The organism is Ruegeria atlantica (assembly GCF_013032505.1).
Taxonomy (GTDB): Bacteria; Pseudomonadota; Alphaproteobacteria; order Rhodobacterales; family Rhodobacteraceae; genus Ruegeria; species Ruegeria atlantica_F.
Genome location: NZ_WQCG01000001.1, coordinates 995365 through 1020672, shown reverse-complemented (window position 1 = coordinate 1020672; position 25308 = coordinate 995365). Strand labels below are relative to the sequence as shown.

The 25308-nt window shown below is 57.8% G+C and carries 30 protein-coding genes; 29 read left to right on the top strand and 1 reads right to left on the bottom strand.

The annotated features are described in order from the left end of the window. Positions 1-44 precede the first annotated feature (44 nt). Positions 45-650, bottom strand: coding sequence for an OmpW/AlkL family protein (locus GOW92_RS04985; protein WP_170558504.1), 606 nt, complete (start codon positions 648-650; stop codon positions 45-47). Positions 651-786: 136 nt separating this feature from the next. Between GOW92_RS04985 and GOW92_RS04980 the strand changes: the two genes are divergently transcribed. The 29 genes from GOW92_RS04980 (at position 787) to GOW92_RS04845 (ending at position 25301) form a co-directional block, all read left to right on the top strand. Further along, complete coding sequence (locus GOW92_RS04980) at positions 787-2319, top strand: AMP-binding protein (protein WP_170558502.1); 1533 nt, start codon at positions 787-789, stop codon at positions 2317-2319. Beyond that, positions 2309-3109: a hypothetical protein gene (locus GOW92_RS04975; protein WP_170558500.1), complete on the top strand. Its 801-nt coding sequence runs from the start codon at positions 2309-2311 to the stop codon at positions 3107-3109. The genes GOW92_RS04980 and GOW92_RS04975 overlap by 11 nt, the downstream gene beginning before the upstream one ends. Next, on the top strand, positions 3106-4710 hold the full coding sequence (locus GOW92_RS04970) for a carboxyl transferase domain-containing protein (RefSeq protein ID WP_170558498.1): 1605 nt from the start codon (positions 3106-3108) through the stop codon (positions 4708-4710). Before GOW92_RS04975 ends, GOW92_RS04970 begins: the two co-directional genes overlap by 4 nt. Continuing rightward, complete coding sequence (locus GOW92_RS04965) at positions 4710-5135, top strand: ASCH domain-containing protein (RefSeq protein WP_170558496.1); 426 nt, start codon at positions 4710-4712, stop codon at positions 5133-5135. The genes GOW92_RS04970 and GOW92_RS04965 overlap by 1 nt, the downstream gene beginning before the upstream one ends. A gap of 3 nt (positions 5136-5138) precedes the next feature. Then, positions 5139-7067: an acetyl/propionyl/methylcrotonyl-CoA carboxylase subunit alpha gene (locus GOW92_RS04960; protein ID WP_170558494.1), complete on the top strand. Its 1929-nt coding sequence runs from the start codon at positions 5139-5141 to the stop codon at positions 7065-7067. 66 nt (positions 7068-7133) lie between these two features. After that, positions 7134-7988, top strand: a complete 855-nt coding sequence (locus tag GOW92_RS04955) for a hydroxymethylglutaryl-CoA lyase (protein WP_170559358.1) — start codon at positions 7134-7136, stop codon at positions 7986-7988. Between the two features lie 9 nt (positions 7989-7997). Then, the gene (locus tag GOW92_RS04950) at positions 7998-8786 is read left to right on the top strand and encodes a crotonase/enoyl-CoA hydratase family protein (RefSeq protein WP_170558492.1); all 789 of its coding nucleotides are present in this window, start codon (positions 7998-8000) and stop codon (positions 8784-8786) included. Positions 8787-8974: 188 nt separating this feature from the next. Further along, a complete protein-coding gene (locus GOW92_RS04945) occupies positions 8975-9340 on the top strand; it encodes an NADH-quinone oxidoreductase subunit A (RefSeq protein ID WP_050602775.1) in 366 nt (121 codons plus the stop codon). Beyond that, complete coding sequence (locus GOW92_RS04940; RefSeq protein WP_010442777.1) at positions 9331-9864, top strand: NuoB/complex I 20 kDa subunit family protein; 534 nt, start codon at positions 9331-9333, stop codon at positions 9862-9864. Before GOW92_RS04945 ends, GOW92_RS04940 begins: the two co-directional genes overlap by 10 nt. An 11-nt stretch (positions 9865-9875) precedes the next feature. Further along, positions 9876-10481, top strand: coding sequence for an NADH-quinone oxidoreductase subunit C (locus tag GOW92_RS04935; RefSeq protein ID WP_170558490.1), 606 nt, complete (start codon positions 9876-9878; stop codon positions 10479-10481). Continuing rightward, the gene (locus GOW92_RS04930) at positions 10481-10654 is read left to right on the top strand and encodes a hypothetical protein (protein WP_058274391.1); all 174 of its coding nucleotides are present in this window, start codon (positions 10481-10483) and stop codon (positions 10652-10654) included. Before GOW92_RS04935 ends, GOW92_RS04930 begins: the two co-directional genes overlap by 1 nt. Before the next feature lies 1 nt (position 10655). Next, positions 10656-10790, top strand: a complete 135-nt coding sequence (locus tag GOW92_RS25130) for a hypothetical protein (RefSeq protein WP_302477273.1) — start codon at positions 10656-10658, stop codon at positions 10788-10790. After that, positions 10790-12013: an NADH-quinone oxidoreductase subunit D gene (locus tag GOW92_RS04925; protein WP_010442773.1), complete on the top strand. Its 1224-nt coding sequence runs from the start codon at positions 10790-10792 to the stop codon at positions 12011-12013. The genes GOW92_RS25130 and GOW92_RS04925 overlap by 1 nt, the downstream gene beginning before the upstream one ends. Beyond that, a complete protein-coding gene (locus GOW92_RS04920) occupies positions 12010-12486 on the top strand; it encodes a hypothetical protein (RefSeq protein ID WP_170558488.1) in 477 nt (158 codons plus the stop codon). Before GOW92_RS04925 ends, GOW92_RS04920 begins: the two co-directional genes overlap by 4 nt. Then, positions 12486-13586: an NADH-quinone oxidoreductase subunit NuoE gene (nuoE, locus tag GOW92_RS04915; RefSeq protein ID WP_170558486.1), complete on the top strand. Its 1101-nt coding sequence runs from the start codon at positions 12486-12488 to the stop codon at positions 13584-13586. Before GOW92_RS04920 ends, nuoE begins: the two co-directional genes overlap by 1 nt. Before the next feature lie 32 nt (positions 13587-13618). Further along, on the top strand, positions 13619-13840 hold the full coding sequence (locus tag GOW92_RS04910; protein ID WP_170559356.1) for a DUF5337 domain-containing protein: 222 nt from the start codon (positions 13619-13621) through the stop codon (positions 13838-13840). A 12-nt stretch (positions 13841-13852) separates the two neighbouring features. Then, complete coding sequence (gene nuoF, locus GOW92_RS04905) at positions 13853-15151, top strand: NADH-quinone oxidoreductase subunit NuoF (RefSeq protein WP_058279630.1); 1299 nt, start codon at positions 13853-13855, stop codon at positions 15149-15151. 58 nt (positions 15152-15209) lie between these two features. Beyond that, positions 15210-15626 (top strand): MAPEG family protein, encoded by a 417-nt coding sequence (locus tag GOW92_RS04900; protein WP_170558485.1) that lies wholly within the window; start codon positions 15210-15212, stop codon positions 15624-15626. Then, positions 15626-16015, top strand: coding sequence for a hypothetical protein (locus tag GOW92_RS04895; RefSeq protein ID WP_254452898.1), 390 nt, complete (start codon positions 15626-15628; stop codon positions 16013-16015). The genes GOW92_RS04900 and GOW92_RS04895 overlap by 1 nt, the downstream gene beginning before the upstream one ends. After that, positions 16012-16518 carry a DUF5333 domain-containing protein gene (locus tag GOW92_RS04890; RefSeq protein WP_368040248.1) on the top strand — a complete coding sequence of 169 codons (507 nt, stop codon included), beginning with the start codon at positions 16012-16014 and terminating at the stop codon, positions 16516-16518. Before GOW92_RS04895 ends, GOW92_RS04890 begins: the two co-directional genes overlap by 4 nt. A gap of 3 nt (positions 16519-16521) precedes the next feature. Beyond that, on the top strand, positions 16522-18543 hold the full coding sequence (gene nuoG, locus GOW92_RS04885) for an NADH-quinone oxidoreductase subunit NuoG (RefSeq protein ID WP_170558483.1): 2022 nt from the start codon (positions 16522-16524) through the stop codon (positions 18541-18543). Next, positions 18540-18758, top strand: coding sequence for a hypothetical protein (locus tag GOW92_RS04880; RefSeq protein ID WP_170558481.1), 219 nt, complete (start codon positions 18540-18542; stop codon positions 18756-18758). Before nuoG ends, GOW92_RS04880 begins: the two co-directional genes overlap by 4 nt. Continuing rightward, entirely contained in the window at positions 18751-19788 is a 1038-nt protein-coding gene (gene nuoH, locus GOW92_RS04875) for an NADH-quinone oxidoreductase subunit NuoH (protein WP_170558479.1), read from the top strand. Before GOW92_RS04880 ends, nuoH begins: the two co-directional genes overlap by 8 nt. Position 19789: 1 nt before the next feature. Next, the gene (nuoI, locus tag GOW92_RS04870; RefSeq protein WP_170558477.1) at positions 19790-20284 is read left to right on the top strand and encodes an NADH-quinone oxidoreductase subunit NuoI; all 495 of its coding nucleotides are present in this window, start codon (positions 19790-19792) and stop codon (positions 20282-20284) included. Continuing rightward, positions 20281-20691 carry a carboxymuconolactone decarboxylase family protein gene (locus GOW92_RS04865; RefSeq protein WP_170558475.1) on the top strand — a complete coding sequence of 137 codons (411 nt, stop codon included), beginning with the start codon at positions 20281-20283 and terminating at the stop codon, positions 20689-20691. The genes nuoI and GOW92_RS04865 overlap by 4 nt, the downstream gene beginning before the upstream one ends. Continuing rightward, positions 20688-21290, top strand: a complete 603-nt coding sequence (locus tag GOW92_RS04860) for an NADH-quinone oxidoreductase subunit J (RefSeq protein WP_170558473.1) — start codon at positions 20688-20690, stop codon at positions 21288-21290. The genes GOW92_RS04865 and GOW92_RS04860 overlap by 4 nt, the downstream gene beginning before the upstream one ends. A gap of 4 nt (positions 21291-21294) precedes the next feature. Beyond that, the gene (nuoK, locus tag GOW92_RS04855; protein WP_005984024.1) at positions 21295-21600 is read left to right on the top strand and encodes an NADH-quinone oxidoreductase subunit NuoK; all 306 of its coding nucleotides are present in this window, start codon (positions 21295-21297) and stop codon (positions 21598-21600) included. A 6-nt stretch (positions 21601-21606) separates the two neighbouring features. Next, on the top strand, positions 21607-23757 hold the full coding sequence (gene nuoL, locus GOW92_RS04850; RefSeq protein WP_170558472.1) for an NADH-quinone oxidoreductase subunit L: 2151 nt from the start codon (positions 21607-21609) through the stop codon (positions 23755-23757). After that, on the top strand, positions 23757-25301 hold the full coding sequence (locus tag GOW92_RS04845; RefSeq protein WP_170558471.1) for an NADH-quinone oxidoreductase subunit M: 1545 nt from the start codon (positions 23757-23759) through the stop codon (positions 25299-25301). The genes nuoL and GOW92_RS04845 overlap by 1 nt, the downstream gene beginning before the upstream one ends. Positions 25302-25308: the final 7 nt, after the last annotated feature.

Genomic DNA, 25308 nt, shown 5'->3' with positions numbered 1-25308 from the left:
CGCCCAACAGACGAGGTAACTGCGGGGCGCTTTCCTTTGAAGGATCAGAATTTATGGACGTACGATACGCCAACAAGGAAGGGATCGATTTCGGCTTTGCCGATCTTCGCGCCGTTCAGCTTGACGTCCGAGTCGATATCGAACCAGCGAACGTTCAGGCGAACAGCGCCATTGTCCGAGACCATGTAATCCAGGCCGGCCTGCAGCGAGACACCGAACGAGTTGTCAACTTTCAAGTCGCCCAGCGGAGAGTCTTCGTCGAAGAAAATGGTGTAGTTCAGACCAGCACCAACATAGGGTTTCCACGCGCTGTTGGTCGGGAAATGATAGTTCAGCGACAACGTGGGCGGCAAGTGTTTGACGCTGCCCGCGTCGGTGCTGCCGCCCAGGGTGATATTGTGCTTGAACGGCGTTGCGGCCAGCAGCTCGATGCCGAGGTTGTCGCGGATGAAGTATTCGGCGGTGAAGATCGGGCGGGTGTCCGAGTCGATGTCGGCATTCAGCCCGGCCAGCGTGCCGTTGTCGGATTTGGGGTTCAGGTAACCGACACCAACACCGACAGTCCAGTCGCCCTGCGATTGGGCGAAGGCAGGGGCGGCAAGCGCCACCAGCGCGGTGGAAAGGGTCAAAGCGGCGAGTTTGTTGGTCATGTTCTTGCCTTTGGTTCTGTTGATGAGGACGATTTGACAGTTGCGAGGGCGGAGCACTCTGATCTGCATCAAATCTGTGTGACTGGATCGTTGAAGGCGCTGCCGGTAAGCCCCTTAAAAATAGAGGGTTTCTTGCGTGCTAGAAGCTAGTCGCATACCGGGTTTGCGTTCAGCGAGTGACTGGGATGTACCATCGCGTCTGAACATGGCGCGTCAGTGTCTTTTGCACGCACCGGATCAGGTTGCGGTGATCGACCTGACCGGGGGAGACGAACGGCGAGTCACCTACGGACAACTCGCTGAAATGACGGACGGGATCGCGCGCGCGGTGTCGAAAAAGGTGCAGCCGGGAGATCGCGTTGGGGTGCTGCTGAGCCAGTCTCCCTGGTGTGCGGCGGCGCATCTTGCGATCTGGAAAATCGGTGCGATCTCGGTTCCACTGTTCAAACTTTTCAAGCAGGATGCTTTGCGATCCCGGGTCGGTGATGCAGGGGCGCAAATTGTGCTGACCGACCCTGAAGGTGCAGCGCTGCTGGGAGATCTGGCTGAGCCGTTAATGGTCGATCAGATTGGTGAGGACGGCGACGCTGTGCCTTTCGCCGACACTGGCGCCGAAGATCCGGCGGTTCTGATCTATACATCCGGCACCACGGGCAGCCCGAAAGGTGCATTGCATGCCCACCGAGTGTTGACCGGGCACTTGCCAGGCGTCTCGATCAGCCACAACAATCTGCGTGAGGGTGACTGCCTGTGGACCCCCGCTGATTGGGCCTGGATCGGAGGGTTGTTCGATGTGCTGATGCCTGGCCTTGCGCTGGGCATTCCGGTCGTTGCAGCGCGATTGGACAAATTCACCCCCGAAGCCTGCGCTGACGTGATCGCGCTTGGCGGTGTGCGGAACGTGTTTTTCCCTCCTACCGCCCTGCGAATGCTGAAGGCGGCGGATCAGGCGCTTCCCGGGTTACGCTCCGTTGCATCAGGTGGTGAGCCGCTGGGTGCCGAGATGTTGGCCTGGGGGCAGCAGGCGTTTGGCCTGACGATCAACGAATTCTACGGTCAGACCGAATGCAACATGGTCGTCTCTTCCTGTTCAGACGACTTCCCCGTGCGGCCCGGCTGCATCGGCAAGCCAGTACCGGGGCATGAGGTGGCGGTCATCGATGAAGATGGAAACCCATCGGATCAAGAGGGCGACGTGGCCATTCGGCGCGGCTCGGCCTCGATGTTACTGGAGTATTGGAACCGTCCAGAGGCAACGTCTGAGAAGTTCCGTGGCGACTGGCTGATCACCGGCGATCGCGGCGTGTGGGAGGGCGACTATCTGCGATTTGTCGGGCGCGACGATGACGTCATTACATCGTCCGGCTATCGTATTGGCCCGGCTGAGATCGAAGATTGCCTGCTGACCCACCCGGCAGTGGCGACAGTTGGCGTGGTCGGCAAGCCCGACAAGCTGCGGACAGAAATCGTCAAGGCATATGTGGTTTTGAAACCGGGGGCCGACGCCTCAGAATCCGAGTTGCAGGAGTGGGTTAAAACCCGTCTTGCGCATTATTCTTACCCTCGTGAAGTGGCTTTTGTGCAAGAGTTGCCTTTGACCGTGACAGGAAAAGTAATTCGTAAGGAGTTGAAGCGTCGCGCGTCTGAGGAGGGAAATCATGGCGGATAAGTCCAGTATCAGAACGGGGATTGAATTCAGCGCGACGGCAATTGCGGTTATTGGTGCCGCCTGGGCGGGCAAGGCTTACTTCGAGACGTGGATGCGGGACACAATCGAAAAAGCCGTCGAAGACAAAATTGCAGTCATAGAGCAACTGCAACTAGCAGACCTTCTGGTTTATTATGGTTATCCCGACGAGGCTATTTCTGAATTGCGCAAAGTAGCCGGTCGAGTGGCGAGCCTTGATGACGAAGACAAACGAAAAATTGCATTTTATGACAACTATTTAGATGCGATCTCTGCCTCTTACAGCACCCTGAAATATGAACCCGAAATCCGCATGCTGAGAAGTGTCTTTAGCACCGAGATGCAAACTGACGGATGGCATGATGAGAACCTGGCATATGTCTCGATGTTTCTGCCAGAAGCGCAAGCGGATGAGAATTTTTACAATCGAGAAGTCGTCGGGCGTTTCAAACTAGCAGTAAGCCAGTACGAGGCGGACGGCTCCTATGAGGATATGGGAAACGCCTATCGCAACCTATCCCTAGCCTATTTGTGCCGCGGGGATAACGAAGATGCCATCGAAGCTATGGAGATGGCGGCCGAGATGCTGCCATTTGACTACTATTTTTTGGTCCCGATGTCGGAGCTGGAAGATTTTCTGGAAGAGCCAGAGATCAAAAAACTTGATGCAGTTTGTTCCAGCAACGTGGCGCAAGGTTACGCGCGTCTGATGCAGAGCTTTGCAGTCAGCGAAAACCCCGTTCGAGATTTTCTAAGAGAGTACACAAGATGAAGCTCCGATCCTCTGCTTTGCCTTCGTCCGAAGGCTTCCGGCAAAACCGTGCAGCGCATCTGGATGCGCTGGCGCAGATTTCCGCTGCGGCTGATGCTGCGCGGATGGGCGGGGGCGAAAGATCGCGCGCGCGACATGAATCGCGGGGCAAAATGCTACCGCGCCGAAGGGTGGCGAACCTGCTCGATCCGGGCTCTCCGTTTTTGGAAATCGGCGCAACCGCAGCGCATGACATGTATAATAACGCGGCCCCCAGCGCCGGTGTGATTGCCGGTATTGGCCGGGTGCAGGGACAAGAGGTCATGGTGGTCTGCAACGACGCCACTGTGAAGGGCGGCACTTACTACCCGATATCGGTCAAGAAACACCTGCGCGCGCAGGAGATTGCCGAAGAAAACAATCTGCCCTGTATCTATCTGGTCGACAGTGGTGGCGCGAACCTGCCCAATCAAGATGAGGTCTTCCCTGATCGCGACCACTTTGGCCGCATCTTCTATAATCAGGCGCGGATGAGCGCGAAAGGCATCCCTCAGATCGCGGTCGTCATGGGTTCGTGTACGGCAGGCGGGGCCTATGTGCCCGCGATGTCGGATGTGACCATCATTGTGAAGGAACAGGGCACGATCTTTCTGGCAGGCCCCCCGTTGGTCAAGGCTGCGACCGGTGAGGTGGTCAGTGCCGAGGACTTAGGTGGCGGCGATGTGCACACGCGTCTGTCCGGCGCGGCTGATTATTTGGCCGAAGATGATGCTCACGCGCTGGCACTGGCGCGCCGCGCGGTTGGTTCTCTGAACCTGCGCAAGCCACAGACGGTAGATTGGGCCAGCCCAGAAGATCCGGCATATGACCCCGAAGAAATCCTGGGCGTCGTCCCGGCCGATTTGCGCACGCCTTATGACATCCGAGAAGTGATCGCGCGACTGGTCGATGGCTCGCGTTTTGATGAATTTAAGCCGCGTTTTGGTGAGACGCTTGTGACCGGCTTCGCTCATGTTAAAGGCTGCCCGGTCGGGATTATCGCCAACAACGGCGTGCTGTTTTCTGAGGCCGCGCAGAAGGGCGCGCATTTCGTGGAACTGTGTTCGCAGCGCAAGATTCCCCTGGTGTTCTTGCAAAACATCACCGGCTTTATGGTTGGTCGGAAGTACGAAAACGAAGGTATCGCGCGGCACGGAGCCAAGATGGTTACGGCGGTGGCGACGACCAATGTTCCCAAAATCACCATGCTGGTGGGTGGCTCGTTTGGGGCCGGAAACTACGGTATGGCGGGTCGAGCCTATCAGCCACGGTTTTTGTGGACGTGGCCGAACTCGCGGATCTCGGTCATGGGCGGTGAACAGGCGGCGGGCGTTCTGGCCACCGTCAAACGTGACGGGATCGAACGGCAGGGTGGTACATGGTCTGCCGAGGAAGAGGCCGAGTTCAAACGTCCGACGCTGGAGATGTTCGAGGAGCAATCGCACCCGCTCTATGCTTCGGCCCGGCTGTGGGATGATGGCATCATCGACCCGCGCAAAAGCCGCGATGTGCTGGCTCTGTCGTTGAGTGCCGCTTTGAACGCCCCGATCAAGGAGACACGTTTCGGCGTGTTCAGAATGTGATGAACATGACACTGAAAGATGTAATGGCCCGATATCCCGACGCACAAACCTTCAAATTCGGCGACAGCGCTATGATGAGTGCCGAGTTGCTTTCACTGGTGCGTGCAGGCCGGAAAACTGCAACTTGTGGCGCGCTGAGGGACTATCCGGATGGTAGCCCCGAGACGCCAGTCGTTGGGCGCCGCGACATCGCTTTGGAATGGGATGGACGCCCTGCTTTGGTGATCGAAACCGTCGATGTTTCTGTCTGTCGTTTCTGCGATATGAGCGAGGATTTCGCGTTGGCCGAGGGCGAAAACGATACGCTTGAGGGATGGCGCGAAGATCATCGCCGGTACTTTGAGCGTAATGGTGGTTTCGATCCAGAGATGGAACTGCTGTGCGAGCGGTTCCGCCTAATCGAAGATCTGGCGGTTGAGGGATAAGAGATGTTCAACAAAATCCTGATTGCCAACCGAGGCGAAATTGCCTGTCGGGTGATGGAAACGTCTCAGAAGATGGGTGTGTCCTGCGTGGCGGTGTATTCAGATGCAGATGCCTCGGCCAAACACGTTCAGATCGCAGATGAGGCGGTGCACATCGGTGGCGCGGCCCCAGCGGACAGCTACCTGAAGGGCGAAGTGATCATTCAGGCTGCGCTGGATACAGGCGCGCAGGCGATCCACCCCGGATATGGCTTTTTGTCCGAAAACCCCGATTTCGTGGATGCGGTCGAGGGCGCTGGTCTGACCTTCATCGGCCCTTCGGCGGATGCGATCCGCAAGATGGGTTTGAAAGATGCCGCCAAGGTACTGATGGAGAAAGCGGGCGTGCCGGTTGTGCCGGGATATCACGGTGACAACCAGGACCCCGAGCATTTGGCAGGGGCGGCGGATACCATCGGTTACCCGGTTTTGATCAAAGCCGTTGCGGGTGGCGGTGGCAAAGGCATGCGTCTGGTCGAGCGACCGGCGGACTTCATAACGGCATTGGACAGCGCCCGAGGCGAGGCAAAAACCGCTTTCGGCAATGACGTTGTTCTGGTCGAGAAATTCGTCGCCAAACCTCGCCATATCGAGGTGCAGGTATTCGGCGACGGCACCCATGCTGTGCATTTGTTCGAACGGGACTGCTCGTTGCAGCGTCGACACCAGAAGGTGATCGAAGAAGCTCCGGCTCCGGGCATGACGCCTGAGATGCGCGAAGCGATGGGGCAAGCGGGCGTGCGTGCGGCCGAAGCGATTGGCTATAAAGGGGCAGGGACGGTTGAGTTCATCGTCGACGCCTCGGATGGGCTGCGTCCGGACCGGTTCTGGTTCATGGAGATGAATACGCGCCTGCAGGTCGAGCATCCGGTGACCGAGGCGATCACAGGTGTCGACCTTGTCGAATGGCAACTGCGCGTTGCAGCGGGCGAAAGTTTGCCCAAGCAGCAGAGTGACCTGTCGATCTCGGGTCATGCGTTCGAGGCGCGGCTCTATGCTGAAGACGTGCCAAAAGGGTTCCTGCCCGCGACAGGGACGCTGACCCATCTAGCTTTCCCCTCCGATTGCCGTGCCGACAGCGGCGTGCGTGCTCATGATACGATCAGCCCGTGGTATGACCCCATGATCGCCAAGGTGATCGTGCATGGTCCGACGCGCGCGGTTGCGCTAGAGCAATTGCATAGGGCGCTGAAAGGTACCGAGGTGGCGGGAACGGTCACGAACCTCAGCTTTCTGGGCGCTTTGACCCGACATTCCGGCTTTGTAACCGGTGATGTGGATACCGGCCTGATTGGCCGCGATCTGGACGCGCTGGTTCAGGCAGAACCTGTCCCGACGTCTTCCATAGTCGCCGCCGCGATGACGGCTTTGGATCTAGTGGACACCGATGAGGAAACCGGGTTTTCGCTATGGGCTCCGCTGCATCGCGCGGTTCAGCTGCGGGCGAGTGATGATATCGACCTGGATGTACAAGTGGAAAACCTGAACCGTCAGATCTGGCAGGTCGGAGAACGTACAATTCTTGCCGATCGCGGTCCGGGTGGGTGGCTGATCGACGGGGTTCAGATGCCGCGCGTGTCCATCTCGGGCGCGCAGATTACGGTCTTTGAAAACTATGGCCAAACCCTCGAAATCGTTGATCCGCTGGACCGTGATACCAGTGCGGCAGGTGATACCAACGTGATTGAGGCACCAATGCCCGGTCTGGTCAAAGCTGTCTTTGCGCAGGTGGGGCAGACGGTCCAGGAAGGTGACCGGTTGGCGATCCTTGAAGCAATGAAAATGGAACACTCCCTGCTGGCGGCGCGCGATGGCCTTGTTGCAGAAGTGCTGGCCGATGCGGGGGCTCAGGTCGAGGCAGGGGCCGCGCTGGTCCGGCTGAAGGAGGAATGATCTGTCCCGTTCTCACGCAACGTGGCACAGTCAGATCGAATGCGTCAGTCAGAGAAGGGCACAACCATGGATGAACGGGTCGAAATCTTCGAGGTGGGTCCGCGTGACGGTCTGCAGAACGAAAAACGCGAAATCCCGGTGGCAGAAAAGGTGGTGCTGGTCGATTGCCTTAGTCGGGCTGGTTTCAATCGCATCGAAGTGGCCAGTTTTGTTTCACCCGAGTGGGTGCCGCAAATGGCAGGCAGCACAGACGTGTTGGCGGGGATTAAGCGGGCAGATGGGGTGCGCTATGCCGCGCTGACACCGAACATGCGGGGGTACGAAGATGCCTTGGCCGCAAAGGCCGATGAGATCGCAGTATTCGCGTCGGCCTCTGAAGGGTTCTCAAAAGCCAACATTAACGCCACCATCGAAGAATCCATCGAGCGTTTTGTCCCGATCCTTGAAGCCGCGCGCCACATTGATCTTCCTGTGCGGGGCTATGTATCTTGCGTGACCGATTGCCCATACGACGGACCAACCCCGCCCGAGAAGGTGGCCGAGGTCGCGGATCGGCTGTTTTCGCTGGGATGTTACGAGGTGTCGCTGGGGGATACGATCGGGCAGGGTACGCCCGACACAATTGCCCACATGCTGCTGGCGGTGCGCGAGCGAGTGCCGGTGACGCGGCTGGCGGGGCATTTCCATGATACCAACGGGCGGGCCATCGACAATATCGACGCAGCGCTGGCGCTGGGTGTTCGGGTGTTCGACAGCGCCGTCGGCGGTTTGGGTGGATGTCCATATGCGCCGGGTGCCGCCGGAAACGTCGCCACTGAAGCCGTCGCGACTCATTTGGAACGTCTTGGATATCAGACCGGCATCGACCTTGCGGTCATCGAAGAGGCCGCGCAAATGGCACGTGCCATGCGGTCCCAGTAAGGAGCAGACATGTTTGAAACGATCGCTGTGACCACCGACGCGCGCGGTGTGGCCACTCTGACCCTCAACCGTGCCGAAAAGCACAACGCCATGTCGGCGCAGATGATCGCTGAGCTTACGCAAGCAGCGCAGCAGCTAGGCGCGGACGAGGCGGTGCGCGTCGTTGTACTGACCGGTGCGGGAAAGAGCTTTTGTGCCGGCGGCGATCTGGGCTGGATGCAGTCTCAGATGGTAGCAGAATCTGAAACCCGATTTATTGAGGCGCGCAAGCTGGCCGAAATGTTGCAGGCGCTGAACACGTTGCCGAAACCGCTGATCGGAGCGATTCACGGCAATGCCTTTGGGGGCGGTGTGGGATTGGCGTCGGTTTGTGATGTGGCGATCGGAGCGGACACGGTCAAAATGGGGCTGACTGAGACCAAGCTGGGCCTGATCCCGGCCACCATTGGCCCGTATGTTGTCGCTCGCATGGGGGAAGCCCGCGCGCGGCGCGTGTTCATGTCGGCTCGGGTGTTTGAAGCCGCAGAAGCGGTAGAGCTGGGTCTGCTGGCCAGAATTGTGCCGGCGGACGCTCTGAATAACGCAATTGAGGCCGAGGTTGTTCCCTATCTGACCTGCGCACCCGGTGCGGTTGCGTCCGCCAAACAACTGGTGCGCCAACTCGGACCCCGCATTGACGATGCTGTGATCGACCATACGATCCGAGAGTTGGTCGACAGGTGGGAAACCGAAGAGGCCAAAGAGGGAATCGGCGCGTTCTTTGAAAAAAGAAAACCTGCATGGATTAGTAAGGTTTAGGCGACACTTGTATTGCACTCGCGGCAGGGCGCGCGACTATCTTAATCAGAACAGAAGTAAGTCGAATATTACCCCCCTGCGCGTTTGTGTTCGGTTGACCCTATGACCCGGCGGGGATACAGAATGTCCAGTCAACACGCCAATTGACGGCGCTCCCTTTCGGGGTATGCGCAGGAAAGGAGCTGTACGTGGAAGACCTATTGCGGGAGTACCTCCCGATCCTGGTGTTTCTGGCCGTAGCTGTGGGCCTTGGAATCGTACTGATTCTGGCAGCAGTCGTGCTGGCGGTCCGCAATCCCGACCCCGAAAAAGTCAGCGCATATGAATGTGGATTCAACGCGTTTGACGATGCACGGATGAAGTTTGACGTCAGGTTCTATCTGGTTTCGATTCTTTTCATCATTTTCGACCTGGAAATCGCGTTTCTGTTCCCGTGGGCTGTCGGCTTCAAGGACATCAGCGACGTTGGTTTCTGGTCCATGATGGTGTTTCTGGGCGTTCTGACCATTGGCTTTGCCTATGAATGGAAGAAGGGGGCCTTGGAATGGGAGTGATGACGGGTGCAAACACCGCTGGCGTCGATAAAGAAGTCGCCACCCAGGCCCTGAATGCCGAGTTGCAGGACAAGGGTTTTCTGCTGACCTCGACCGAGGATATCATCAACTGGGCGCGCACCGGGTCACTGCACTGGATGACCTTCGGTCTGGCCTGCTGTGCGGTTGAGATGATGCACACCTCGATGCCGCGCTACGACGCGGAACGGTTTGGCATCGCGCCACGTGCGTCCCCGCGCCAGTCGGATGTGATGATCGTGGCGGGCACGCTGACCAACAAGATGGCGCCGGCGCTGCGCAAGGTCTACGACCAGATGCCCGAGCCGCGCTATGTGATCTCGATGGGATCCTGCGCCAATGGCGGCGGCTATTATCACTATTCTTATTCCGTCGTGCGCGGCTGCGACCGCGTTGTTCCGGTGGATATCTACGTGCCCGGCTGCCCTCCGACCGCTGAGGCATTGCTGTACGGTCTGATGCAGTTGCAACGCAAAATCCGCCGTACCGGCACCATCGTACGCTGAGGAAAGAGCTGATGAGCGAAGCACTCAAGGAACTCGGCACGCAGCTTGAACTGAAGCGGACGGATTGCGTTCTGTCATGGGACGTCACACACGGTGAACTGAACGTGGATGTGGCGCTGTCGAACCTTGTGGAATTCGTCGAATTCTTGAGGTCGGACCGCAGCTGTCAGTTTTCCACACTCGTAGACATCACCGGCGTTGACTACCCGGAACGTGCCAAAAGATTCGACGTGGTTTATCACTTCCTGTCTATGTACCAGAACCAGCGTATCCGTCTGCGGGTCTCGATCCGTGAAGAGGATATGGTGCCCTCGATCACGGAGGTACACCCCTCGGCCAACTGGTTCGAACGTGAAGTGTTCGACATGTTCGGCATCCTGTTTTCTGGGCACCCAGACCTGCGGCGCATCCTGACTGACTATGGGTTCCGCGGCTATCCATTGCGCAAGGACTTCCCGACCACCGGTTATACCGAGGTTCGGTATGATGAGGCGCAAAAGCGCGTGGTCTACGAACCTGTCAGCCTTGTGCAGGAATACCGTCAGTTCGATTTCATGAGCCCTTGGGAGGGTGCAAACTACATTCTTCCGGGGGATGAGAAGCAGGAGACTGAATAATGGGTGGCATCTGGTGGCTGATCCTGTCTGCGCTGACCATCATCCCGATGGTAAAGATTTTGCCATTCTTCGGGATCAACAAATTCTGGTGCCTTCTTTGTCTGGTTCCGTTTGGCACGATCGCGTTGCTTTGGTGGGTCGGGCTGAAACTGCAAGAGTTGGAGCGCCGCTGAGATGCTGATGCTGCTGGGAGAACTGATCGCACTGGGTGCGCTGGGGGTCTTGCTGGCAGGGGCCGCGGCCAAGGCTGCCGAGGCGGAAAAGGTCCGGGTTCGGGCCGATGCTAAAAAGAACAAACGGGGGCGTTGATGGACGGCTCAAGATACGATGACGGCAGCACGGACGCGCTGAGCGGAGAACAGAAGATCCGCAATTTTAACATCAACTTCGGCCCGCAACACCCTGCGGCGCATGGAGTTCTGCGTCTCGTGCTTGAGCTGGACGGTGAGATCGTCGAGCGGTGCGATCCGCATATCGGCCTGCTGCACCGTGGCACCGAAAAGCTGATGGAAAGCCGGACGTATCTGCAGAACCTGCCGTATTTCGACCGTCTGGATTACGTGGCACCGATGAACCAGGAACACGCCTGGTGTTTGGCCATTGAAAAGCTGACCGGAGTCGAGGTTCCGCGCCGGGGCTCGCTGATCCGGGTGCTGTATTCCGAGATCGGCCGAATTCTTAACCACCTGCTGAACGTAACCACGCAGGCGATGGATGTGGGTGCTTTGACACCACCGCTCTGGGGCTTTGAAGAACGCGAAAAGCTTATGGTGTTCTATGAGCGTGCCTGCGGTGCCCGCCTGCACGCGGCCTATTTCCGGCCCGGTGGTGTGCATCAGGACCTGCCGCCCGAACTGCTGGACGATATCGAGGCGTGGAGCCACGAATTTCCCGCCGTTCTGGACGACATCGATGGGTTGCTGACCGAAAACCGCATCTTCAAACAACGCAATGCCGATATTGGTGTCGTGACCGAGGATGACATTCAGAAATACGGTTTTTCGGGCGTTATGGTGCGTGGTTCTGGCCTCGCATGGGATCTGCGCCGCGCGCAGCCTTACGAATGCTATGACGAGTTCGAGTTCCAGATCCCCGTCGGTAAAAACGGCGACTGTTACGACCGTTATCTTGTCCGCATGGAAGAGATGCGCCAGTCGCTGCTGATCATCCGACAGGCAATCGCAAAAATCCGTGACTGTCCCGGAGACGTTCTGGCGCGAGGCAAAATCACCCCGCCCAAACGGTCGGACATGAAAACCTCGATGGAAAGTCTGATCCATCACTTCAAACTGTACACCGAAGGCTTCCACGTCCCAGCAGGCGAGGTCTACGCCGCCGTCGAGGCCCCCAAGGGCGAATTCGGCGTCTATCTGGTCGCCGACGGCACCAACAAACCCTACCGCGCAAAGCTGCGCGCGCCGGGGTTCCTGCACCTGCAGGCTATGGATCACGTCGCCGGAGGCCACCAATTGGCCGACGTCGCGGCCATCATCGGCACCATGGATGTCGTGTTTGGGGAGATTGATCGGTGAGACGGCTAGTACTAACCCTCGCCGTGGTAGTCGTAACGCCTGCTCAGGCCGCCTCGACTCATCCGACGGCGAAAGTGCTTGACGTTATGCGCGACAACGGCTGCCGGTTAGATATCTCGCGCGCCGAGGAATCGTTTTCTGCCCGGGACTTGCGTCCCGAGGATGTCAGCGCAGTGATAAACTCATGGGCTGAGCAAGGGTTGGCCGGGCTGGATGGTCCGATATTCGAAATTGCCCCGGCAATTTGCGGCGCGCATGGCCTTGCGCCCGAGGATGCGGTAGGCCGTGCGGATGCGCTTTACGACTTTGTACGCTTGAACGGGTGCCGCATGGTCGAAGACGAGGCTGAGATCAAACTGCGCCCCGCTGGTTTTACTCAGGCCGAAACGCCGGATCTGATAGCCCGCCTTGTTGAACAGGGTCGCGCGCATCAGGAAGACCCCTATATTATCGTGATCGGAGATGCCTGCTAATGCTGCGCCGTCTGCACCCCGAACAACCTGAAAGCTTTGCCTTTACCGCAGCCAATCAGCAGTGGGCCAAAGCGCAGATTACCAAGTACCCCGATGGCCGTCAGGCCAGCGCGGTTATCCCGCTTTTGTGGCGCGCGCAGGAACAAGAGGGCTGGCTCAGCCGCCCTGCGATTGAATCCGTCGCCGATATGCTGGGAATGGCCTATATCCGCGTGCTTGAGGTTGCATCGTTCTACTTCATGTTCCAGCTGCAACCAGTTGGCTCTGTGGCGCATATTCAGATATGCGGAACGACCTCATGCATGATCTGCGGGGCTGAAGATCTGATTGCGGTTTGCAAGGACAAAATCGCGGCCAAGCCCCACGAACTGTCCGCCGACGGTAAGCTGAGTTGGGAAGAGGTGGAATGCCTCGGATCCTGCACCAACGCGCCGATGGCGCAAATCGGCAAGGATTATTACGAAGATCTGACCGCCGAGAGCTTTGGCAAGATCGTCGACGATCTGGCTGCCGGAAAGGTGCCACTTCCGGGCCCACAAAACGGACGGTACGCGGCGGAACCGCTGAAAGGGCTGACCAGCCTGACCGAGTATGAAGCAGGCAAACCGCAATACAACGCCAGCGTCGAGCTGGCCCTGGATATTGGCGATACAGTCAAACGTATCGACGGGACCGAGGTTCCGATCCTGACGCCGTGGCTGGGCAAAGACGGCAAAGCTGCGGCGACCAAGGCCGCGCCCAAACCGCCAAAAGCACCCGCGCCTGCGAAGACTGCAGCAAAACAGGCCGAAGAGGCGAAGGCGGCGAAAGAGGATCAACCGGAAACCCTGACCGCGGCGCGGGATGGCAAGGCAGACGATCTGAAGATGCTCAAAGGGGTCGGTCCCAAGCTTGAGCAGACACTGAATGATCTTGGGTTCTTCCACTTTGACCAGATTGCAGCGTGGACGCCTGAGCAGGTGGCTTGGGTAGACGCACGGCTTAAATTCAAAGGGCGGATCGAACGGGATGGCTGGATTGCCCAAGCCGCTCAACTGGCGAAGGGCGAAGAAACCGAATTTGCAAAGCGTGCCAAGGAAGACGGCACTTACGAAGAATAGGACCCATGTCCGTTCGGGGCATGAAGGATGAGATGGACAAAGACAAGGAACAGGCGATAGCCCGAAAGGGTCGTCATGTCGGGGTAGTCATCGCCGCGACCATGGTGCTTTGGCTTGCCATGACATTGTTCATTGGCCCCGCGCTAGGGTTGCCGGGGCGCTATGCGCTGCTGTTTGATTTCGCCGCTCTGGCGGGGTTTATCTATGCGGGCGTGAACATTTTTCAACTCTGGCGCATGCGTCAGGACAGCTGAAGGTAAGACACGATGCTGAAGGATCAGGACAGGATCTTTACCAACATCTACGGGATGCATGAGCGCACTTTGAAAGGCGCGCAGGCCCGCGGGCATTGGGACGGCACCGCTGGCCTGATCGGAAACGGGCGCGACTGGATCATCCAGACGATGAAGGATTCCGGCTTGCGCGGACGCGGCGGCGCCGGATTCCCGACTGGTCTGAAATGGTCGTTCATGCCGAAGGAAAGCGACGGACGTCCGGCCTATCTGGTTGTGAACGCGGACGAATCCGAGCCGGGCACCTGCAAGGACCGTGAGATCATGCGCCACGATCCGCATACGTTGATCGAAGGTTGTTTGATCGCGTCTTTCGCGATGAATGCGCACACCTGCTACATCTATCTTCGCGGTGAATACATCCGCGAGCGAGAGGCGCTGCAGGCCGCAATTGATGAGGCATATGATGCCGGATTGCTGGGCAAGAACGCTGCCGGGTCGGGTTGGGATTTCGACCTGTTTCTGCATCACGGGGCAGGGGCGTATATCTGCGGTGAGGAAACAGCCCTGATCGAAAGCCTTGAGGGCAAGAAGGGCATGCCGCGTATGAAACCTCCGTTCCCGGCGGGGGCGGGCCTCTATGGCTGTCCGACCACTGTGAACAATGTGGAGTCTATCGCCGTTGTGCCGACCATCTTACGGCGTGGTGCCGACTGGTTTGCCGGTTTTGGCCGCCAAAACAACGCAGGCACCAAACTGTTTGCAATATCGGGCCATGTAAACAATCCCTGCGTAGTAGAAGAGGCGATGTCGATCCCGTTTGAGCAGCTGATCGAAACGCATTGCGGCGGGATTCGCGGCGGTTGGGACAACCTGTTGGCTGTGATCCCCGGCGGTTCCTCGGTACCTTGCGTGCGCGGGGAAGACATGCGCGACGCCATCATGGATTTCGACCACCTGCGCAACGATCTGGGCTCGGGGCTGGGCACGGCGGCGGTGATCGTGATGGACAAATCCACCGATATCATCAAGGCGATCTGGCGGCTGTCGAAGTTCTACAAGCACGAAAGCTGTGGTCAGTGCACGCCCTGCCGCGAAGGAACCGGTTGGATGATGCGGGTGATGGACCGTCTGGTGCGCGGTGAGGCGGAGCTAGAAGAGATCGACATGTTGTTTGACGTCACTAAGCAAGTCGAAGGTCATACCATCTGCGCTTTGGGCGATGCGGCGGCCTGGCCGATTCAAGGTCTGATCCGTAACTTCCGTGAGGAGATCGAGGATCGCATCAAAGCCCAGAAATCTGGCCGTATGGGCGCGATGGCAGCGGAATGAACAATGTGCGGGATGTTGAACCAATTCCAAGCCGGGTTGAGATCAAGGAGTTGAACTAATGGAAGTTTTTTCCGCTTATTCACACGCGATCGCTTCAATGGTGATTTTTACGTTGATCATTCTGGTTTTGTCGCCGTTCTCGGCGCTTGCCAAGGCTGGCAAAGGTCTTGCCCCCGGGGCGACGCCGGAGCAGGACTATTCCGACAAGGCTTATCGGTTGAACCGGGCATATCTGAATGGAACTGAAACTCTGCCGGCCTTTGTCGCAGTTACTGTCGCGGCCATTCTGCTTGGGGTGAGCCCGTTCTGGGTGAACCTTCTGGCCTCCGTGGCTCTGATTGCGCGTATCGTCATGTTGGTTATCCACATGCGTGGTATCGGACAACCGCACAGCGGCGTCCGGTCTGTAACCTATGTCGTCGGGTGGGCCTGCATGGTGGTGATGGGCGTCATGGCATTGGTGGCGGCGTTTTGATGGAAAAGAAAGGTGTCTATTCGTTGACTGGATCAAATTTCAGGGCGGGACGCGCAACACTGGTCGCGGTCTTGGGGGCTGTGGTTTTCGTCTCTGCTTGCGGCCCGTCGTCCAGCGATCGCATTCTGTTTGATGGGAAAGCTTTCCGGGCCAAAGCGAAAGCAGTCGATAAAAGGAACGCCCCCACAGAATTCACGGTTGTCGTAAACGGCGCATCTGCCTCTCTGGATGGCGCGCGCGAAGCGGGTCGGTTTGAGGGAACCAAGTTCTGTATAGATTCTTTTGGGACTTCGAAAATCAACTGGAAAGTCGGACCCGACACCGAGCCGCAAAACCTGCGCATTACGGACAATAAATTGACCTTTGCAGGAACCTGCCAGCGACCATGATGCGGTTTTTTGCATATCAGCCCATGACGCAGGACGTGTTATTGAATAGCACTCCGGCACCGGATCGTTTTGGCCTGTCCAAAACGAAAGGATTTGTCATGTCTGGTGTGAAACTGCTTATTGCGTTGTCTGTTCTGACTTTCCCTGCCGCGGTCGAGGCCAAACCGCCCTTGCGCGAAGTCAAAGAGATTGACGAAGAACTCTATTACATCGCAATCGCAAACGAGATTTCGGAATTCTGCCCGTCGATCAGCGGGCGCAGGCTGAAGGCGATTGGCGTTATGTGGGGGCTAAAGTCCAAAGCGAACAAACTGGGGTATTCGGACGGTGAAATCCGCGCTTACGTGGAATCGGATGCCGAAAAGGACCGGATGCGCGCCAAGGGCGAGGCGTATCTGGCCGCGAATGGTGTGTCTTACGACAACCCCAACTCTTTCTGCACGTTGGGGCAGGCAGAGATCGAAAGAAACAGCGCCATTGGCGTGTATTTGAGGGCGAACTAGACCATGTCTGACCTCCGCAAGATCAATATCGACGGGCAAGAAATCGAAGTCGATGGTGCGATGACGCTGATCCAGGCCTGCGAGCAGGCAGGGGTCGAGGTGCCGCGCTTTTGCTATCACGAACGCCTGTCGATTGCCGGCAACTGCCGGATGTGTCTGGTCGAGGTTGTTGGCGGCCCGCCCAAACCGGCGGCCTCTTGCGCGATGCAGGTCCGCGATCTGCGCCCAGGGCCTGAAGGACAGGCGCCCGAGGTCAAGACGAACTCGCCTATGGTCAAGAAAGCCCGTGAAGGGGTGATGGAGTTCTTGCTCATCAACCACCCGCTGGATTGCCCGATCTGTGATCAGGGTGGAGAGTGTGACCTGCAGGATCAGGCCATGGCCTATGGTGTGTCGGGCTCGCGCTTCAAGGAAGCCAAGCGTGCCGTGGATGATCTGGATTTGGGACCGCTGGTCGGGACTGCGATGACACGCTGCATCAGCTGTACCCGCTGTGTGCGGTTCACCACCGAGGTCGCCGGCATTACTCAGATGGGCCAGACCGGGCGCGGTGAAGATGCGGAGATCACCTCGTACCTGAACCAGACGCTGGATTCGAACCTGCAGGGCAACATAATTGACCTGTGCCCAGTTGGAGCTCTGACCTCGAAGCCGTATGCCTTCACAGCGCGCCCGTGGGAACTGACCAAGACCGAAAGCATCGATGTGATGGACGCCTTGGGGTCAAACATCCGGGTCGATACCAAAGGGCGCGAAGTGATGCGTTTTCTGCCGCGCAACCACGACGGCGTGAACGAGGAATGGATCAGCGACAAGTCCAGATTTGTCTGGGATGGCCTGCGTCGCCAGCGTTTGGACAAACCTTATGTGCGTGAAAACGGCAAGCTGCGCCCGGCCTCGTGGCCCGAGGCGTTGAACAAGGCGGCCGAGGCGTTGAAAGAGGCTGAAAAGCCGGCCGCTCTTATCGGTGATCTGGTTCCGGTCGAGGCTACTTTTGCGCTGAAGCAGGTGATCGAAGGGCTGGGCGGTGTTGTTGAATGCCGGACTGATGGGGCCAAACTGCCTGCAGGCAATCGTGGGGCCTATGCCGGGACGGCAACGATCGAGGATATCGATACGGCAGAACGTATTCTGCTGATCGGAGCGAACCCACGCGACGAAGCTCCGGTTCTGAACGCGCGTATCCGCAAGGCCTGGGCACATGGCGCCGAGGTGGCTTTAGTCGGGCCTGCAGCCGATCTGACTTACGCGTATCACCATATGGGAGAAGACCGCGCAGCATTGCAGAAGGTCCTCGACATGGGCGGCGATGATGAGATTAAGGGCAAAGCCTCGCTGGTCATCGTCGGGCAGGGTGCTTTGCTCGAGGCGGATGGCGCAGCTGTCCTGGCCGCAGCGCAAGCCATTGCGGCCAATACCGAAAGTGGACTGCTTGTTCTGCATACCGCGGCGTCTCGCGTGGGTGCGATGGATGTGGATGCCACCAACGAAAATGGCATGGATGCCGTAAGCGCGGCTGACGTGATCTACAATCTGGGCGCTGATGAGATCGAAATCGGCGAAGGGGCCTTTGTGATCTATCAGGGCAGCCACGGTGATCGCGGCGCGCATCGTGCCGACGTGATCCTGCCGGGTGCCGCATACACCGAGGAAAACGGGCTGTTCGTGAATACCGAAGGCCGACCACAACTGGCGATGCGGGCTGGATTTGCCCCCGGTGAGGCCAAGGAAAACTGGGCCATCCTGCGGGCTTTGTCAGCGGAACTGGGCGCAACACTGCCCTTCGACTCACTTGCGCAACTGCGTACTGCTTTGATCGAAGCCGTTCCACATCTGGCCCAGATCGACCAAGTGATTGAGAATGAGGTCCAGCTACTGGATGCCGGTCCTCTGGGTCAGGCTACGTTCCGCACTGCGGTTAAAGACTTCTACCTGACCAACCCGATTGCACGGGCGTCGCAACTGATGGCCGAGCTGTCCGCTCAGGCGCAGGCACGGAACGCCGGGAAGATCGCGGCGGAATGAATACAGCACGTTTCATATCGCTTTCAGAGGCCAACACCGCCGCCTGCGGTGTGGGGATCGGGGAATTGCGCATGAAACGCAATGAAAAAGGTGGCGCGAAGGCTGTAGATGCTATTTACACCTACGCGCCGACCAAACCGCAATATGCGCAGGCACTTGGCCTGAACATCACGCGCAAAAAACGGAATACCCACGGTGTGAGGACCAATGGCTGATTTCTTTAACACCCCAGGCGGAATAGCCATCACCATTCTGGCGCAAGTGATTGCCGTTGTTGCCTTTGTGATGATCTCCCTGTTGTTCCTTGTCTACGGCGACCGCAAGATCTGGGCGGCTGTTCAGATGCGCCGCGGCCCGAACGTGGTTGGTGTCTATGGCCTGCTGCAATCTGTGGCTGACGCTCTGAAATATGTGGTCAAAGAGGTGGTCATCCCCGCCGGGTCCGACCGCACGGTGTTCATACTTGCTCCGCTGACCTCCTTCGTATTGGCAATGATCGCCTGGGCTGTGATCCCGTTCAACGATGGCTGGGTATTGTCGGATATCAACGTCGCGATCCTGTACGTCTTTGCCGTATCCTCGTTGGAAGTTTATGGCGTGATTATGGGTGGTTGGGCGTCGAACTCAAAGTACCCGTTCCTCGGATCTCTGCGCTCTGCGGCACAGATGATTTCTTATGAAGTTTCCATCGGTCTGATCATTATCGGCGTAATCATCTCAACCGGTTCGATGAATTTCGGCCACATTGTCGAGGCGCAGGACGGACGGTTCGGGTTCTTCAGCTGGTACTGGCTGCCGCATTTCCCGATGGTCTTCCTGTTCTTCATCTCGGCGCTGGCCGAAACCAACCGGCCTCCGTTCGACTTGCCCGAGGCTGAATCGGAACTGGTCGCCGGTTATCAGGTCGAATACTCGGCGACACCGTTCCTGCTGTTCATGGCAGGCGAGTACATCGCTATCTTCCTGATGTGCGCGCTGACCACGCTGCTGTTCTTCGGCGGCTGGCTGTCCCCGATCCCCGGCTTGCCGGACGGAGTGCTGTGGATGGTCGCCAAGATGGCGTTCTTCTTCTTCCTCTTCGCGATGGTCAAGGCGATTACGCCGCGCTATCGCTATGACCAACTGATGCGGTTGGGTTGGAAAGTGTTCTTGCCATTCTCGCTGGCCTGGGTGGTCTTCGTGGCCTTTGCAGCGAAATTCGACTGGTTCTGGGGCGCGTTTGCCCGTTGGAGCGTAGGAGGCTGATATGACCCAAATCGACTACACCCGCGCTGCCAAATATTTTTTGCTGCAGGACTTCTGGGTCGGCATGAAACTGGGACTGAAGTATTTCTTCGCCCCCAAGGCCACCATCAACTACCCGCATGAAAAGGGCCCGCTTAGCCCACGTTTTCGTGGTGAGCATGCCCTAAGACGTTACCCGAACGGCGAGGAACGCTGCATCGCGTGTAAACTCTGCGAGGCGGTCTGCCCTGCGCAAGCAATCACTATCGACGCTGAACCGCGCGAAGACGGCAGCCGCCGCACCACGCGTTATGACATCGACATGACCAAGTGCATCTATTGCGGCTTCTGCCAAGAGGCCTGCCCAGTCGATGCCATCGTCGAAGGCCCGAATTTCGAATTCGCCACCGAAACCCGAGAAGAGCTGTTCTACGACAAAGAAAAATTGCTCGATAACGGCGAACGCTGGGAAGCCGAGATTGCCCGCAATCTGGAAATGGACGCGCCGTACAGATGAGTGACACGCCCCAAAATCCGTTCGACCTGATGATGAAGCAGGCGCAGGACATGGCCAAGGCGATGAACCCGGCGATGGAGAATTTCTCGCCCAAGGGCTTTGAGGCTCTTTGGCCGACCATGCCCAAAGAGGTCATGGAGATGATGTTCGGCAATACCGTCAACAAGGATGGGTTGGATGCCAAGACCCGCCTGCTGCTAACACTGGCCGGGCTGACCTGTCAGGGCGCGCAGGCAGATGCGGCGGTGCGTCAGACCGTGCGCCACGCGCTTGAGGCTGGTGCCAGGAAACAAGAGATCGTGGAAACGATCGGTCAGATGTCGGTCTTTGCCGGCATCCCGGCTATGACCCGCGCGTTGGAACTTGCGCAAGAGGTCATGGGCGATAACGAGGATGAGGATCAATGACCGTCTTTGCCTTCTACCTGTTTGCCATCAGCGCCATCACCGGCGGGCTGTTTACGGTGATCAGCCGCCAGCCGGTACACTCGGTGCTGTGGCTGATCCTGTCCTTCCTGTCTTCGGCGGGACTGTTCGTTCTGCTGGGGGCCGAGTTTGTGGCGATGCTGCTGATCATTGTCTATGTCGGCGCGGTCGCAGTGCTGTTCCTCTTCGTTGTGATGATGCTGGATGTGGACTTTGCCGAGCTCAAGGCCGAGATGGCGCGCTATATGCCGCTGGCTTTGCTGATCGGTCTGGTCATCCTAATGCAGTTTGTCATGGCCTTTGGGGCTTGGGACAGCGCGCAAGGCGTTGAGGCCAATCTGGCCCAGCCGGTTCCAACAGACCGCCACAATACAGAGGCGCTGGGCGTTATTCTTTACGATCAATACTTCCTTCTGTTCCAGCTGGCGGGCCTCATCCTGCTGGTGGCCATGATTGGCGCCATCGTGCTGACCCTGCGCCATCGTCAGGACATCAAGCGTCAGGACATTGTCGGTCAGATGATGCGCGACCCGGCCAAGGCGATGGAGTTGAAGGACGTGAAACCGGGGCAGGGACTTTAAGACGATGATCGGACTTGAACACTATCTTACAGTCGCGGCGACGCTGTTCGTCATCGGCATCTTCGGCCTCTTCTTGAACCGCAAGAACGTCATCATCCTGCTGATGAGTATCGAGCTGATGCTGCTGGCGGTGAATATCAACCTTGTGGCGTTTTCCAGTTTCCTCGGTGATCTGGTCGGGCAGGTCTTCACCCTGTTCGTGCTTACCGTGGCAGCAGCCGAGGCGGCGATTGGTCTGGCCATTCTGGTCTGCTTCTTCCGCAACCGTGGCACCATCGCGGTTGAAGACGTCAATATGATGAAGGGGTAAGAGAACATGGAAACCACCATCCTCTTTGCCCCTCTGGTGGGCGCGCTGATTTGCGGGTTCGGCTGGAAGTTTATTGGCGAGAAGGCCGCCATGTGGACCGCTACAGGTCTGCTGTTTCTGGCCTGTCTGCTGTCGTGGATTGTGTTCTTTACCTTTGACGGTGTGACGCAACAGATCGAGATCATGCGCTGGATCGAAAGCGGTTCGCTGTCGACCAGTTGGGCCGTGCGTCTGGACCGGCTGACCGCGATCATGCTGATCGTAGTGACCACCGTGTCAGCGCTCGTTCACCTCTATTCCTTTGGCTACATGGATCACGACCCGCAATGGCGTGAAGGCGAAAGCTATAAGCCGCGCTTCTTTGCTTACCTGTCGTTCTTTACGTTCGCCATGCTGATGCTGGTGACGTCGGACAATCTGGTTCAGATGTTCTTTGGTTGGGAAGGCGTGGGGGTCGCGTCTTACCTGCTGATCGGCTTTTATTACCGCAAACCATCCGCGAACGCCGCCGCGATCAAAGCTTTTGTGGTAAACCGGGTCGGTGACTTTGGTTTCGCGCTGGGTATTTTTGCGCTATTCTTCCTGACCGACAGCATCAACTTCTCGGACATCTTCGCATCGGCGCCTGCACTTGCAGAAGAAAAGCTGCACTTCTTGTGGGGCGATTGGAACGCAATTGAGGTGATTTGCGTCCTTCTCTTCATCGGCGCGATGGGTAAATCGGCGCAGCTGATCCTGCACACCTGGTTGCCGGACGCGATGGAGGGCCCGACCCCTGTGTCGGCGCTGATCCACGCCGCAACCATGGTGACGGCGGGTGTGTTCCTGATTTGCCGCATGTCGCCGCTGATGGAGTTTGCGCCGGGTGCGACCGGGTTCATCACCGTGCTGGGGGCCTCGACAGCGTTCTTCGCCGCCACCGTGGGTCTGGTACAGACCGACATCAAGCGCGTCATCGCCTATTCGACCTGTTCGCAGCTGGGCTATATGTTTGTTGCTGCTGGCGTTGGCATGTATTCGGCGGCGATGTTCCACCTGTTCACGCACGCGTTCTTCAAAGCGCTGCTGTTCCTCGGAGCGGGTTCCGTAATCAATGCGATGCATCACGAGCAGGAGATGACCGAATACGGCGGCCTGCGAAAGAAGATCCCCTATACCTTCTGGGCAATGATGATCGGAACGCTGGCCATCACTGGTGTGGGCATCCCGTTGACGACCATTGGCTTTGCCGGGTTCCTGTCCAAAGACGCGATTATTGAAAGCGCCTATGCGGGTGGTTCCGGCTATGGCTTCTGGATGCTGGTGATCGCGGCAGCGTTCACTTCGTTCTACAGTTGGCGCCTGATTTTCCTGACCTTCTATGGGGAACCGCGGGGCGACAAGCACACCCATGATCACGCGCATGAAAGCCCTCTGACAATGCTGGTTCCGCTGGGCGTGCTGTCACTGGGTGCGGTGTTTGCCGGGATGATCTGGTACGGCAACTTCTTTGGTCATGCGGACAAGGTCGGTAAGTTCTATGGCATTCCGGTCGCCGAGGCGTCGGAGCATGCAGAGGCCGGCGACCATGGCCAAGCTGACGCGCATGCTGAAACCACCCATGCTGATGACAGCCATTCGGACGAGGGCCATGCCGATGATGCTGCACATAGCGACAAGGCCGCGAAAGGTGGCGATCACCACTATGTCTTCGCAGGAGAGCCTGGCGAGGGCGCGATCTACATCGCGCCGGACAACCATATCCTGGACGACGCGCATGCTGCTCCGAAATGGGTCAAGGTTTCGCCTTTTGTCGCAATGTTGCTGGGCTTTGTCGTGGCCTACTGGTTCTACATCGTGAACACCTCGCTACCGGCGCGTTTGGCGCAGAACCAGCGTCCGCTGTACCTGTTCCTGCTGAACAAGTGGTATTTCGACGAAATCTATGACGCGATCTTCGTTAAACCGACCTTGGCGCTTGGCCGGTTCCTGTGGAAACGCGGTGATGGCAACACCATCGACGGCTTCCTGAACGGAGTGGCCATGGGCGTAGTTCCCTTCTTTACCCGCCTCGCAGGCAAGGCGCAGACGGGTTACATCTTTACTTACGCCTTCTGGATGGTTCTGGGCATCGCAGCCCTTGTCACCTGGATGTCGATCGGCGGGGGCGCACAATAATGGATAATATCCTCTCCATCGTCACTTTCATCCCCGCCGTGGCGGCAGGCATCCTGGCCCTGTTCTTGCATGGTGAAGACGTGGCTGCTCAGCGCAATGCCAAGTGGGTTGCGCTGGTGGCGACTACAGTGACGTTCTTAGTTTCGATCGGCATTTACACTGGCTTTGATCCTTCGAACACCGGCTTTCAGATGGTGGAAGAAGGTGAATGGCTGATGGGCCTAAAATACAAGATGGGTGTGGACGGCATTAGCGTTCTGTTCGTGCTGCTGACCACCTTCATCATGCCGCTGACCATTCTGGCCAGTTGGCATGTCACCGACCGCGTCAAAGAATACATGATCGCCTTCCTTTTGCTGGAAACGCTGATGCTGGGCGTGTTCATGGCGCTGGATCTGGTGCTGTTCTACCTGTTCTTCGAAGCTGGGTTGATCCCGATGTTCCTGATCATCGGTATCTGGGGCGGCAAGGACCGTATCTATGCCAGCTTCAAGTTTTTCCTATACACCTTCCTAGGCTCGGTGCTGATGCTGGTGGCGATGGTGGCGATGTATGCAGATGCGGGCACTACTGATATCGAAGCACTAATGCTTCATCACTTCTCGTCCGAAGGGTTCAGTGTGCTGGGCATCTATATCGTTGGCGGCATGCAGACGCTGATGTTCCTGGCCTTCTTTGCCAGCTTCGCTGTGAAAATGCCGATGTGGCCGGTACATACATGGTTGCCGGATGCCCACGTTCAGGCGCCTACTGCAGGCTCGGTCGTGCTGGCAGCCATCCTTCTGAAAATGGGTGGCTACGGTTTCCTTCGTTTCAGCCTGCCAATGTTCCCGGTAGGATCAGCGGTGATGACCGATCTGGTGCTGTGGATGTCGGCAATTGCGGTTGTTTACACCTCGCTGGTGGCGCTGGTGCAGGAAGATATGAAGAAGCTGATCGCATATTCCTCGGTCGCGCATATGGGCTTTGTGACAATGGGGATTTTTGCCGCAAATCAGCAAGGGGTCGACGGGGCCATTTTCCAGATGCTGAGCCACGGGTTCATTTCGGCGGCACTCTTCCTTTGCGTCGGAGTGATCTATGACCGGATGCACACACGTGAGATTGAAGCCTATGGCGGTCTGGTGATCCGGATGCCGGCCTACGCGCTGGTCTTCATGCTGTTTACCATGGCCAATGTGGGCTTGCCGGGCACCAGCGGGTTCATCGGTGAATTCCTTACATTGATGGGTGCTTTCCAGGTCAACACATGGGTGACGGCTGTGGCTGCCTCTGGCGTGATCTTCTCGGCGGCCTACGCGCTATGGCTTTATCGTCGGGTCGTGTTTGGTGATCTGATCAAGGAAAGCCTCAAGGCGATGACTGACATGAGCTCGCGCGAACGGCTTATCTTTGCGCCTCTGATCGTGATGACGATCCTGCTGGGCGTGTACCCGTCGCTGGTGACCGATGTGATTGGCAACTCAACGGCTGCGCTGATTTCGAACTATGACATGGCTCTGGCCGCGGCTGAGGCTGCGACCCAGTCGGCCGCTTCGCATTAAGGGGGCT

Excerpts from the sequence above, each read along its gene's own strand:
- GOW92_RS04880 (WP_170558481.1), top strand. The coding sequence starts at position 18,540 with ATGAATACAGCACGTTTCATATCGCTTTCAGAGGCCAACACCGCCGCC.
- GOW92_RS04925 (WP_010442773.1), top strand. The coding sequence starts at position 10,790 with ATGGACGGCTCAAGATACGATGACGGCAGCACGGACGCGCTGAGCGGA.
- GOW92_RS04865 (WP_170558475.1), top strand. The coding sequence starts at position 20,281 with ATGAGTGACACGCCCCAAAATCCGTTCGACCTGATGATGAAGCAGGCG.
- GOW92_RS04940 (WP_010442777.1), top strand. The coding sequence starts at position 9,331 with ATGGGAGTGATGACGGGTGCAAACACCGCTGGCGTCGATAAAGAAGTC.
- nuoI (WP_170558477.1), top strand. The coding sequence starts at position 19,790 with ATGACCCAAATCGACTACACCCGCGCTGCCAAATATTTTTTGCTGCAG.
- GOW92_RS04975 (WP_170558500.1), top strand. The coding sequence starts at position 2,309 with ATGGCGGATAAGTCCAGTATCAGAACGGGGATTGAATTCAGCGCGACG.
- nuoE (WP_170558486.1), top strand. The coding sequence starts at position 12,486 with ATGCTGCGCCGTCTGCACCCCGAACAACCTGAAAGCTTTGCCTTTACC.
- nuoH (WP_170558479.1), top strand. The coding sequence starts at position 18,751 with ATGGCTGATTTCTTTAACACCCCAGGCGGAATAGCCATCACCATTCTG.
- nuoF (WP_058279630.1), top strand. The coding sequence starts at position 13,853 with ATGCTGAAGGATCAGGACAGGATCTTTACCAACATCTACGGGATGCAT.
- GOW92_RS25130 (WP_302477273.1), top strand. The coding sequence starts at position 10,656 with ATGCTGATGCTGCTGGGAGAACTGATCGCACTGGGTGCGCTGGGGGTC.
- GOW92_RS04965 (WP_170558496.1), top strand. The coding sequence starts at position 4,710 with ATGAACATGACACTGAAAGATGTAATGGCCCGATATCCCGACGCACAA.
- GOW92_RS04860 (WP_170558473.1), top strand. The coding sequence starts at position 20,688 with ATGACCGTCTTTGCCTTCTACCTGTTTGCCATCAGCGCCATCACCGGC.
- GOW92_RS04950 (WP_170558492.1), top strand. The coding sequence starts at position 7,998 with ATGTTTGAAACGATCGCTGTGACCACCGACGCGCGCGGTGTGGCCACT.
- GOW92_RS04890 (WP_368040248.1), top strand. The coding sequence starts at position 16,012 with ATGATGCGGTTTTTTGCATATCAGCCCATGACGCAGGACGTGTTATTG.
- GOW92_RS04845 (WP_170558471.1), top strand. The coding sequence starts at position 23,757 with ATGGATAATATCCTCTCCATCGTCACTTTCATCCCCGCCGTGGCGGCA.
- GOW92_RS04985 (WP_170558504.1), bottom strand. The coding sequence starts at position 650 with ATGACCAACAAACTCGCCGCTTTGACCCTTTCCACCGCGCTGGTGGCG.
- nuoG (WP_170558483.1), top strand. The coding sequence starts at position 16,522 with ATGTCTGACCTCCGCAAGATCAATATCGACGGGCAAGAAATCGAAGTC.
- GOW92_RS04895 (WP_254452898.1), top strand. The coding sequence starts at position 15,626 with ATGGAAAAGAAAGGTGTCTATTCGTTGACTGGATCAAATTTCAGGGCG.
- GOW92_RS04930 (WP_058274391.1), top strand. The coding sequence starts at position 10,481 with ATGGGTGGCATCTGGTGGCTGATCCTGTCTGCGCTGACCATCATCCCG.
- GOW92_RS04910 (WP_170559356.1), top strand. The coding sequence starts at position 13,619 with ATGGACAAAGACAAGGAACAGGCGATAGCCCGAAAGGGTCGTCATGTC.
- GOW92_RS04900 (WP_170558485.1), top strand. The coding sequence starts at position 15,210 with ATGGAAGTTTTTTCCGCTTATTCACACGCGATCGCTTCAATGGTGATT.
- GOW92_RS04960 (WP_170558494.1), top strand. The coding sequence starts at position 5,139 with ATGTTCAACAAAATCCTGATTGCCAACCGAGGCGAAATTGCCTGTCGG.
- GOW92_RS04935 (WP_170558490.1), top strand. The coding sequence starts at position 9,876 with ATGAGCGAAGCACTCAAGGAACTCGGCACGCAGCTTGAACTGAAGCGG.
- GOW92_RS04955 (WP_170559358.1), top strand. The coding sequence starts at position 7,134 with ATGGATGAACGGGTCGAAATCTTCGAGGTGGGTCCGCGTGACGGTCTG.
- nuoL (WP_170558472.1), top strand. The coding sequence starts at position 21,607 with ATGGAAACCACCATCCTCTTTGCCCCTCTGGTGGGCGCGCTGATTTGC.
- nuoK (WP_005984024.1), top strand. The coding sequence starts at position 21,295 with ATGATCGGACTTGAACACTATCTTACAGTCGCGGCGACGCTGTTCGTC.
- GOW92_RS04970 (WP_170558498.1), top strand. The coding sequence starts at position 3,106 with ATGAAGCTCCGATCCTCTGCTTTGCCTTCGTCCGAAGGCTTCCGGCAA.